A 1,671-nucleotide genomic window follows, 5' to 3' on the forward strand; every position below is an offset into this window, starting at 1 on the left:
CGTTGGTCCCGCTCGACTCGCGATTGGGAATTGAAGAACGAAGTCTGGCTCAATCCGGAGCGTGCGCCCCGAGCCGAATTAAAGCAGTGCGCGTGAAGCGACGCGACAACTACGTTGACAAACACCGGCTCCACGGATCACTCGCTCCCATAAAGCTCACATAAAGATCGCTGTCGCTGGCCGAAGCCCCCCAATCTTCACCAATGGTGACCGCGTTTAACCAGTGAAGGCCAACAATTGGCAACATTATGCCGAATAGCTGAAAGTGGCGCGACTCCTGAGATTCTAGTTTCAAGTGCAACACCAAGTCGAATGGCCGAATGGAAGTGGCCGACGAGCGGCCGGCGCCTCCACGTTTCCGCCCCTGAACCGACCGACGGCGCGTGTCGACCATAACCGGAAGGTAATGGCGCTAGACAGCGGGCATTCGAGCTGCTCGGGTTGCAGCGTCGCCAGAGAACCGTTGGCTGAGGCAATCACGTGGGTAGCAGTCTAAAGAATGCAGTCTCTGGGTGTGCGTCTGTATCCCATGGGCAAATGCCGAAGTTCACGACTAACGCTGCGTGCAACAAGTGCTGCGTAAGATATTGCTCCGGTATATGCAATTTACCGTCGTTTAGCCTATATATTCTCTACCATTGATCACGAGGACAGTCGTCCTCTTCTAAATAGGTCGGCGAGTTGAGACAACTCACTTCAAAATCCTTGGGTGGGCCACTTTCAATTAACGGCGGCAGGCCGGGCACATCAACCGCTTGAAGTCTTGTTCGTGTCCGCGTTCCACGCTCGAAAAAGGTGTAGCCGTAGCTACCTCCTGATTCGTAGTGGCAGAATGCGAGAAGAAGGTCCGGGGAACCAGTTGTTGAAATCAATGGCCCGGCCTCTCTTGACGGTTTGGCGAGAAGGTCCCAAACCAGATCGCCGTTATAGACAAAGCAGACGCCGCCAAAAAACTGGACCATTACATCGCCTGTAGATCTGATGTCAACCGCCCCAACCTCTGGCGCCTCCAGTTGTTGAGCGCCCCTAGCGAAGACCTGACTGACAAGCAGATGCGCTGAACCGATTCGAAGCTCCGTGCGAAATGCCACACCTGCAAGCGCTACTCCCATTTTCAAGACTCCTAGATTGCTTTGTTCCCCCGAGCAACGAGGTTGTTAATTTGCCGGTACTAGCGCGAAAATTCTAACCGGGCCAGGCTTTCCGGCGAGAGATCGGCGAAGGATGATGACGAACACGCAGATGTGGGCGATCGGTCGCTTCCGGCTCTACCGTGCACGGGCGACTGACCTTCCGTCTCAGCAGATGTCGGCGATTCGAGCGCCGGTGTCGAACGGCCGAATCTGGCCGGCAAACGCCAAATGTATCTGCGACGAACAGCCGCGATGCAGCACAGCTCGCGTCGGGCGGCACGCGACCCTGAACTGCCTTTCATACTGTCCCGCCCTGGACGTCCCATTCTGGCCATACCCCGGCAGGCGATGGCACCTTGACGCGCAGCATCATGAGGCAGTCGCAGTGCGCCCCGAAAGAGCCAATCGAGTACAGACAAAGTCGCCAGCTTTCTTGCGAAGCAGCTGCCGAAACGTCGCGGATTGCTTAGTCGCCCGCAATCGCAGCGTCAATGAATGGACCGGCGCCTGCAGCGCTTCCCCACCCTCGCGGTCCCTC

At 56.9% G+C, this 1,671-nt stretch carries 1 protein-coding gene; it reads right to left on the bottom strand.

What is annotated here, in order from left to right; genetic code table 11:
• Nucleotides 1-632: 632 nt before the first annotated feature.
• Nucleotides 633-1,112 carry a hypothetical protein gene (locus C0Z18_RS32875; protein WP_146014170.1) on the bottom strand — a complete coding sequence of 160 codons (480 nt, stop codon included), beginning with the start codon at nucleotides 1,110-1,112 and terminating at the stop codon, nucleotides 633-635.
• Between the last annotated feature and the right edge of the window lie 559 nt (nucleotides 1,113-1,671).

Source organism: Trinickia dabaoshanensis (genome assembly GCF_002879885.1).
Taxonomy (GTDB): Bacteria; Pseudomonadota; Gammaproteobacteria; order Burkholderiales; family Burkholderiaceae; genus Trinickia; species Trinickia dabaoshanensis.

What these genes read in the sequence shown, in the direction of transcription:
- C0Z18_RS32875 (WP_146014170.1), bottom strand. Translation starts at nt 1,112, where the DNA reads ATGGGAGTAGCGCTTGCAGGTGTGGCATTTCGCACGGAGCTTCGAATC.